Source organism: Nonomuraea lactucae (assembly GCF_003313395.1).
GTDB classification, from domain to species: domain Bacteria; phylum Actinomycetota; class Actinomycetes; order Streptosporangiales; family Streptosporangiaceae; genus Nonomuraea; species Nonomuraea lactucae.
On the sequence record NZ_QNFZ01000913.1, the window covers coordinates 1 to 8,174 of the forward strand.

7 protein-coding genes are annotated in these 8,174 nt (G+C 70.9%); 2 read left to right on the forward strand and 5 right to left on the reverse strand.

What is annotated here, in order from left to right; all coding sequences use genetic code 11:
* Positions 1-234 precede the first annotated feature (234 nt).
* The 5 genes from DQW85_RS31575 to prcB form a co-directional block, all read right to left on the reverse strand.
* Complete coding sequence (locus DQW85_RS31575) at positions 235-1,164, reverse strand: FKBP-type peptidyl-prolyl cis-trans isomerase (RefSeq protein ID WP_113703445.1); 930 nt, start codon at positions 1,162-1,164, stop codon at positions 235-237.
* 76 nt (positions 1,165-1,240) lie between these two features.
* Positions 1,241-2,599 (reverse strand): Pup--protein ligase, encoded by a 1,359-nt coding sequence (gene pafA / locus DQW85_RS31580; RefSeq protein WP_113703446.1) that lies wholly within the window; start codon positions 2,597-2,599, stop codon positions 1,241-1,243.
* 93 nt (positions 2,600-2,692) lie between these two features.
* The gene (locus DQW85_RS31585; RefSeq protein ID WP_240197544.1) at positions 2,693-3,268 is read right to left on the reverse strand and encodes a hypothetical protein; all 576 of its coding nucleotides are present in this window, start codon (positions 3,266-3,268) and stop codon (positions 2,693-2,695) included.
* A 191-nt stretch (positions 3,269-3,459) separates the two neighbouring features.
* Positions 3,460-4,296, reverse strand: coding sequence for a proteasome subunit alpha (prcA, locus tag DQW85_RS31590; protein WP_205315559.1), 837 nt, complete (start codon positions 4,294-4,296; stop codon positions 3,460-3,462).
* Positions 4,297-4,316: 20 nt separating this feature from the next.
* Positions 4,317-5,165, reverse strand: coding sequence for a proteasome subunit beta (gene prcB / locus DQW85_RS31595; protein ID WP_113703449.1), 849 nt, complete (start codon positions 5,163-5,165; stop codon positions 4,317-4,319).
* A 173-nt stretch (positions 5,166-5,338) separates the two neighbouring features.
* On the opposite strand from prcB, the gene DQW85_RS31600 reads away from it, so the two are divergent.
* Positions 5,339-6,700: an extracellular solute-binding protein gene (locus tag DQW85_RS31600; RefSeq protein ID WP_113703450.1), complete on the forward strand. Its 1,362-nt coding sequence runs from the start codon at positions 5,339-5,341 to the stop codon at positions 6,698-6,700.
* 80 nt (positions 6,701-6,780) lie between these two features.
* Positions 6,781-7,884 carry a DNA polymerase IV gene (locus DQW85_RS31605; RefSeq protein ID WP_205315560.1) on the forward strand — a complete coding sequence of 368 codons (1,104 nt, stop codon included), beginning with the start codon at positions 6,781-6,783 and terminating at the stop codon, positions 7,882-7,884.
* Positions 7,885-8,174: the final 290 nt, after the last annotated feature.

The following is an 8,174-nucleotide window of genomic DNA, read 5'->3' on the forward strand; positions in this document are numbered from 1 at the left end:
CGGGTGGGACCGGCCGCCGGCGGGCCGCCGGAGCATCCGCCGAGCCACGCGCAGGCGGCGAGCATCGCCGTCACGAGCAGCGCCGTCGCGACGCCACGACTCATCGCCGTCGCGACGCCACGACCCATCGCCGTCGCGACCCCACGACCCATCGCCGTCGCGAACCCGTGACGCATCGCCGACGCCAACAGCCGCGGCGCGAGGCTGTGACGCGTCGCCGCCATCGGGCGCCCGTCAGTAGGCCGCGAGGACGTCCACCACGAACACCAGCGTGCTGTTGGCCGGGATGTTCTGCTGGGCCTGCGCGCCGTAGCCGAGGTCCGGCGGGATGCTCATCACGACCCGGCTGCCGACGGGCACCCCGGCCAGGCCCTTCTGCCAGCCCTGGATGACGTTGCCCAGCGGGAACGACGCCGGCTGCCCCTTGCCCCAGCTGGAGTCGAACTCCTTGTCCGTGCCCCAGATCTTGCCGGTGTAGTGGACGGTCAGCGTGTTGCCCGGATCCACCTTCTTGCCGGTGCCCTGGATCAGCGTCTTGACGACGAGCTCCTTGGGCGCCTTCTCCTTCGTCTTGGTGGTCAGCGTGGGCGCCTTGTCGCCGCCCGGGCCGACGACCTTGACGCCCTTGATGCTCTCGCCGGTCTCCTTGCCGGTGGCGGCCTTGAGCGGGACCGGCGGCGAGCCCACGACGTCGAGCACGAACACCTTGGTGGGCAGTTGCTGCTGCGGCGTCTGCGGCCGGCCCGCGTCGGCGGCCAGCACGGCGAGCAGGCGCCCGCCGTGCTTGACCTTGGTGAAGCCGTCGCGCAGCACCTGGGGCAGCTGCTGGTCCACCGGGATGGTCTCCGGCTTCTTGTTGTCGTAGGTGGAGCCCTGGTACGGGTTCTGCTTGCCGTCCCAGTTGTAGACCGTCAGGTTGACGATCACCTTGTCGCCGGCCTTGACCGCCGGGCCGGTGCCCGCGTCCAGCACCTCGTACGACGACTTGCTGGCGGGCGTGCCGGTGGGGAAGGTCACCGTGGGCTTGGCGCCCACGTTGCCGGTGACCTTCACCCCGGCCGAGCCACTCGGCGTGGCACCGCCGGCGCCGGAGTTCGAGCCGCCGCACGCGGCGGCGAGGAAGATCAAAGGCACGGCGGCCATCGCGGCCAATGCGCGGCGCATGGGTTTCCCTCGGAAAAGACGTCAGATTCGCGTCACCCTATCCGACAACCGGGTAGGGCCGAGGTAAACCCGCCGGTTACATGCCCGCGATCAGCTTGTCCACCCGCTCGTCGACGCTGCGGAACGGGTCCTTGCACAGCACGGTGCGCTGCGCCTGGTCGTTCAGCTTGAGGTGCACCCAGTCGACGGTGAAGTCGCGCCGCTTCTCCTGGGCCTTGCGGATGAACTCGCCACGCAGCCGCGCCCGGGTGGTCTGCGGCGGCACCGACTTGGCCTCGAAGATCTTCAGGTCGGACGCCACCCGCTCCACCGAGCCGCGCTTCTGCAGCAGGTAGAACAGGCCGCGCTTGCGGTGCACGTCGTGGTAGGCGAGGTCGAGCTGCGCCACCCGGGGTGAGGACAGCGGCAGGTCGTACTTCTTGCGGTAGCGCTCGATGAGCTGGTATTTCGTCACCCAGTCGATCTCGCGGGCCACCAGGTCGAGGTTTCCGGTCTCGACCGCGGTGAGCGTGCGCTCCCACAGCTCCAGCACCCGCTTGGCGATCGGGTCGCCGCCGCGGCGGTCCACGAAGTCCTTGGCCTTGGACAGGTATTCCTGCTGGATCTCCAGACTGGACGCCTCTCGCCCGTTGGCCAGCCGCACCCGCCTGCGGCCCGTCATGTCGTGGGAGACCTCGCGGATGGCCCTGATCGGGTTCTCCAGCGACAGGTCGCGCATCACCGTGCCCGCCTCGATCATGCGCAGCACCAGGTCGGTGGCGCCGACCTTGAGCAGCATGGTCGCCTCGCTCATGTTCGAGTCGCCCACGATGACGTGCAGGCGGCGGAACCGCTCGGCGTCGGCGTGCGGCTCGTCGCGCGTGTTGATGATCGGCCTGCTGCGGGTGGTGGCGCTGGAGACGCCCTCCCAGATGTGCTCGGCCCGCTGCGAGACGCAGTAGACGGCGCCGCGCGGCGTCTGCAGCACCTTGCCCGCGCCGCAGATGATCTGCCGCGTCACCAGGAAGGGGATGAGCACGTCGGCCAGCCGGCCGAACTCTCCGTGCCTGCCGACCAGGTAGTTCTCGTGGCAGCCGTACGAGTTGCCGGCCGAGTCGGTGTTGTTCTTGAAGAGGTAGATGTCACCCGCGATGCCCTCCTCGCGAAGGCGCTTCTCGGCGTCGACGAGAAGGCCCTCGAGGATGCGTTCGCCCGCCTTGTCGTGGGTGACGAGCTCGATGACGTTGTCACATTCGGGTGTTGCGTATTCGGGATGGCTGCCTACGTCGAGGTACAGGCGTGCGCCGTTGCGGAGGAAGACGTTGCTCGATCGGCCCCAGGACACGACCCGCCGGAACAGGTAGCGGGCGACCTCGTCCGGCGACAGCCTGCGCTGCCCCCGGAACGTGCAGGTCACGCCGTACTCGTTCTCCAGCCCGAAGATGCGACGATCCATCACCTCACACTATGCCCACGGATAGGCCAGCGGGAGAGATCTTGCGGGTGTTTTGCCGCCCGGTGTCCCCGGCGCACGGTCCGCACGAGTCGCCTACGGAGTGAAGATCTCCTGCACCTTGACGATCTGCCCCCCGTGGACCGTGATGAGCGCGGGCCGCTCCAGCCGCTTGGCCAGGATCGAACGAGGGCAGCGCTTGACGCCCACGCTGCTCTTGCGGTCGGTGGTCAGCACCGTCCCGGCGGGCTTGCAGCCGGTGGCTGACAGGTAGGTGAGTCGGGGGGACAGGCGGGAGGCGTAGGCCATCACGTCGCCCTCCCTCGGCCCGACGAAGTGGCCCTCGGTCCGGGTGCCCGTCTTGAACTTGATCGGCTCGTATTCGGCGACGCCGCCGCGCAGGTGGGTGATCCAGCCCCGCAGGATGCCGTTGTGCCGGGTGTGGATGCCCTTGGTGAAGTCGTGCGTCGGGTCCGGCTGGAAGCTGGTCCCGAAGGTCTTCGGAGCCTTGTACTTGGGGTACGCGGCGGTGGACGCGCTCGCCACTGGGCCGGACGCGGCGCCGGACGGTGCGCCGACCGCCGTCGCGGAGGCGCCGGCCGCCTGGACGGACGTGAGGACCAGGGCGGCGGTGGCGCCGCCCGCGAGGAGGAACCGCATCGAAGTCTTCATGCACTCTGAGATCCTCGATCACCTGGCCCGGTTCGCCCCCTCTGGAGTGATTAGGGTCACAGGACCGTCCCGGAGAGGCGTGCGGCACGGTGATCGCGCCGCACGCCCGCGAGAGCGCCTCGGTCAAACGCCTGTCACACGCCAGAGCGCCTCGGACAAACGCCTGTCACACGCGGCTCAGGGAACGCGTGTCACAGCGGCGAGGAGCCGTCGTCCACGTCGCCGTCCGGACCCGTGGGCGGCGGCTTCTCGCCGGACCCGGCCGACGGCTCGGCGGGTGGCTCGTCGGTGGGCGGCTCCTTGGGGGGCTCGGCGGGCGGCTGCTCGGCGGCGGGTGGCGGCGTGGTGGCCCGTGCCAGCAGGCGCTCCAGGCGTGGCCCCGTCAGGCGCAGGAACTTGCGGTGCTCCCTGGTGCGGTCGAGCACCGCCACCTCCAGCTGCGCCACCGGCGTCCGCTCGCCTCCGGGCTCCGTCAGCGCCGTCAGCGCCACCTCCAGCGCGTCGGCCAGCGGCATGCCATCCCGGTAGTGCTCCTTCAGCCGGGTGGCCACCGCCTCGGCCTGGCCGCCCATCGCGGCGAAGCCGTGCTCGTCGAAGACCGAGCCGTCGAACGTCAACCGGTAGATCGCGTCACCGTCGGGCGTGTCGCCCACCTCGGCCACCACGACCTCCACCTCGAGCGACTTGATCGACTCGGTGAAGATGCGGCCGAGGTTGGAGGCGTACAGGTTGGCCAGGCCGCGGCCCGTCACGTCGGAGCGGTCGTAGGTGTAGCCGTTGATGTCGGCGTAGCGGATGCCGCCCAGCCGCAGCTCCTCGAACTCGTTGTAGCGGCCGACCGCGGCGAACCCGATGCGGTCGTAGATCTCGCTGATCTTGTGCAGCGCCCGCGACGGGTTGGGCGCCACGAACACGATGCCGTCGTCGTACTGCAGCACGACGACGCTGCGGCCCCGCGCGATGCCCTTGCGCGCGTAATCCGCCTTGTCCCGCATGATCTGCTCTGGGGACGCATATCCGAAAGGCATGGACACCGTGATGGTCCTTTCTAGCGCAGCGGGGCGATGGGGCCGTCGGGCGAGATCATGCGGGCCTCGAGCATCTGCTCGACGTAGCCGCCCACCTGCTCGTCCGACAGCCGGCGGTAACCGTCGGCGTCGATGACCGACACGATCGGCCAGATCTTCCGCGTCAGGTCGGGCCCGCCGGTCGCGGAGTCGTCGTCGGCCGCGTCGTACAGCCCCTGGATCAGCATCATCACCGTGTCGTCGGCCGAGGCGTCCTCGCGGTAGAGCTTCTTCAGCGAGCCCCGAGCGAAGATCGACCCCGAGCCGATCGCGTCGAAGCGCTCGCGCTCGTAGGGCCCGCCCGCCACGTCGTAGCTGAAGATCCGCCCGCCGTCGCGGTCGGGGTCGTAGGCCGCGAACAGCGGCACCACCACCAGGCCCTGCATCGCCATGCCGAGGTTGCCGCGGATCATCGTGGCCAGCCGGTTGGCCTTGCCGGCCACCGACAGCGTGCGGCCTTCCATCTTCTCGTAGTGCTCCAGCTCCACCCGGTAGAGCCTGGCCATCTCGATGCCCGTGCTGGCCGTGCCCGCGATGCCCATGCAGGAGTAGTCGTCGGTGCGGAACACCTTCTCGACGTCACGCTGGGAGATGATGTTGCCCGCAGTCGCCCGGCGGTCGCCCGCCATCGCAACGCCACCCGCGAAGGTGGCGGCGAGGATCGTGGTCGCGTGGGGGACCTGGTCGCCGATGGGGGTGGCCAGAACGTTGTCCCGCCTCGGCAGCAACTCTGCCGCGTACGAACCCACGAACTCCGTGAACGACGAACTTCCGGTGTTGCGGAAAAGATGGTTCGCCAAGCCGGCGGGCAGATCCCTGTGCGATGCCACGCGACTCCCTCCCAAAGTTCTGTGTTCCTATGGCGACCCTACTCATGTTGGGCTGCCGTCCGCACTTCTCACGATCAGCTCACGGCGAACCGGGTACCAGATCGTTTCTTTACGCTCGCCGGGACCCCGTGCGAACGTCGGAATGTCCGCACATCCTCACGCAGGAGGCCGGCATGCGTCTCGTCCCCCGGACCGCGTTGATCGCCGCGCTCGCCGCCCTGACGCTCACCTCGTGCGGAGGCGCCCCCGACGGGCGGGAGAGCGTCACGCTCACCATCGCGGCCAACTCGATCTCCGGCGGCAAGAACTCGGAGTCAGCCGACTGGATCAGGCGCTGGGTGATCCCCAGCTTCGAGCGCACCCACCCTGGCGTCAAGGTGCTCTTCGAGCCGAGCGGCGTCGACGACGAGCAGTACAAGACGAAGATCGCGCTCGACCTCAAGTCCGGGAAGGGCGCCGACGTCATCGACGTGGACGGCATCTGGGTGGGCGAGTTCGCCCAGGCCGGCTACATCAGACCGCTCGCCGAGGTGGGCGGCGCCTCGGTCGACTCGTGGGAGGGCTGGTCGCAGATCCCGCAGGCCGTGCAGGGGCTGGGCGTCTTCGACGGCAGGAAGTACGGCCTGCCGCAGGGCACCGACGGCCGCGTCCTGTTCTACAACAGGAACCTGTTCAGGAAGGCCGGCCTGCCCGACCCGTGGCGGCCCGCGAGCTGGCAGGAGATCATCGACGCCGGGGTCAGGCTGAAGGCCGCGGGCGTCCCCGTCCCCATCCAGATCAACGCCGGCACCGCCATGGGCGAGGCGACCACCATGCAGGGCGTGCTGCCGCTGCTCGCCGGCGCCGGGGCCGAGATCTACGCGGGCGGCAAGTGGACGGGCGCCTCCCAGGCCATGAAGGACGTGCTCGGCCTCTACCAGCGGATCTACGGCGGCGGCCTCGGCGACCCCAGGCTCCAGAAGGACGCCAAGGGGCGCGACAAGTCCTTCGCCCGGTTCGCCGAGGGCGAGATCGCCATCCTGGCCGAGGGCGACTACTTCTGGCGCTCGGTCGTCGAGCCGAAGGCCGGGGTCGCCCCCATGAAGGACCGCGACACGGCCGTCGGCTACACCAGGATCCCCGCCAGGCAGCCGGGGGCGGGCATCCGCGGCCAGGACCACGTCAGCATGTCGGGTGGCGCCGTGCGCGTCCTCAACCCCAACTCCGCGCACCCGCGGCTCGCCTGGGAGCTGCTCGCGTTCATGCACGGGGCCGACGCCACCAAGGCGGAGCTCGCCGGTCAGGCGCGCATCAGCTCCCGCAAGGACGTCAACGACGAGGTCCTGGCCGGCGACCCGATGCTGAAGTACGTGGCCGACGAGGTGCTCCCGGTCACCGCCTACCGGCCCGGGGTCGCCGCGTACCCGCAGGTGTCGGCCGCGTTGCAGAAGGCCACCGCGGCCGTCGTCAACGGCCGCGGACCGGCGGAGGCGGCAGCCGCGTACCGGGCCGAACTGGAGGGCCTGGTGGGCGGCGCGGCCAACATAAGCGGCTGACTCCCGCCCCGGACTGATGCCCGCCGCGGGCCCGCGGCCCGGTCCCTGGCGCCGGGCCGCGGGCCGGTCATACTGGCATCATGTCCACCGGGACCACCACGCCGGCCGGGGCCGCGGTGAGCGCCAGGGACTGGATCCTGCACGTCGACCTCGACCAGTTCATCGCCGCCGTCGAGCTGCTCCGCCATCCCGAGCTGCGCGGCAGGCCGGTCGTCGTGGGCGGCTCCGGCGACCCCACCCGGCCGCGCACCGTGGCGGCCACCGCCACCTACGAGGCGCGCGAGTACGGCGTCCACTCCGGCATGCCCCTGCGCACCGCGCTCAGGCTCTGCCCCGAGGCCGTCTTCCTGCCCAGCGACCCGCCCGCCTACGAGGCCGCCTCCGAGCGCGTGATGGCCACCCTGCGCGAGTTCCCGGTGCGGGTGGAGGTGTGGGGCTGGGACGAGGCGTTCGTCGGCGCCTGTACGGACGACCCCGAGGTCCTCGCCGCCGACCTCCAGCGAGCCGTGCTCGCCGCCACCGAGCTGTCGTGCTCCGTGGGCATCGGCGACAACAAACACCAGGCCAAACTCGCCTCCGGCTTCGCCAAGCCCGCCGGGATCTACCGCCTGACCAGCCGGGAATGGGCCGAGGTCATGTACGGCCGGCCCACCGACGCCCTGTGGGGCATCGGCGCCAGGACCGCCCGCAAGCTCGCCGGCCTGGGCCTGCGCACAGTCGCCCAGCTGGCCGGCGCCGACCCGGCCGAGCTGGCCCGCCACTTCGGCCCCACCAACGGCCCCTGGTATCGCTATCTCGCCCTCGGCAAGGGCGAGGCCGAGGTCACCACCACGCCGTGGGTGCCGCGCGGCCACAGCCGCGAGACCACCTTCCCCGAGGACCTCACCGACACCGCCGAGATCTCCGCCCGCGTCGCGGCCCTGGCCGGGCAGGTCGCCCGGGACGCCGCCGCCGAGGGCCGCGCCGCCGTCCGCGTCTCGGTCAAGGTGAGGTTCGCGCCGTTCGTCACTCGTACGCGCCAGTCCAGACTGCCGGCCCCCACCACCGACACCGCCGAGCTCACCCGCACCGCTCTCGCCGTGCTCGGCCGCTTCGACCTGACCCGCCCCGTGCGCCTGCTCGGGGTCGCCGTGGAGTACGCGCCGCCGGACGACGCCGGCTACACCCTGACGCCCTTGGTGTAGCGCCTGGTGCAGGGCCCGGCCCGCGTCTCGTCATCACCCCGTCTCAGATGCGCCGGCGCCCGCCGGGCATCCTCCCTGCCGTCCCGGGACTCCGGCCGGGACGCTTACCCGTACAGCTTGAGCCCCCGTACAGCTTGAGCCCCCTTACAGCCAGCTTGAGTCGCCGTACAGCCTGAGGACGGCCGCCCTCCAGCGGCACCGTCGCCGTCGCCGGAGTGCGCGAGCCCGTCGTCCCGGGCCCGGCGGGGCCCCGGACGCCGCTGTGCTCGCGGCCGGGCGTGCTCCCGGCC

What these genes read in the sequence shown, in the direction of transcription:
- DQW85_RS31575 (WP_113703445.1), bottom strand. Translation starts at nt 1,164, where the DNA reads ATGCGCCGCGCATTGGCCGCGATGGCCGCCGTGCCTTTGATCTTCCTC.
- pafA (WP_113703446.1), bottom strand. Translation starts at nt 2,599, where the DNA reads ATGGATCGTCGCATCTTCGGGCTGGAGAACGAGTACGGCGTGACCTGC.
- DQW85_RS31585 (WP_240197544.1), bottom strand. Translation starts at nt 3,268, where the DNA reads ATGAAGACTTCGATGCGGTTCCTCCTCGCGGGCGGCGCCACCGCCGCC.
- prcA (WP_205315559.1), bottom strand. Translation starts at nt 4,296, where the DNA reads ATGCCTTTCGGATATGCGTCCCCAGAGCAGATCATGCGGGACAAGGCG.
- DQW85_RS31600 (WP_113703450.1), top strand. Translation starts at nt 5,339, where the DNA reads ATGCGTCTCGTCCCCCGGACCGCGTTGATCGCCGCGCTCGCCGCCCTG.
- DQW85_RS31605 (WP_205315560.1), top strand. Translation starts at nt 6,781, where the DNA reads ATGTCCACCGGGACCACCACGCCGGCCGGGGCCGCGGTGAGCGCCAGG.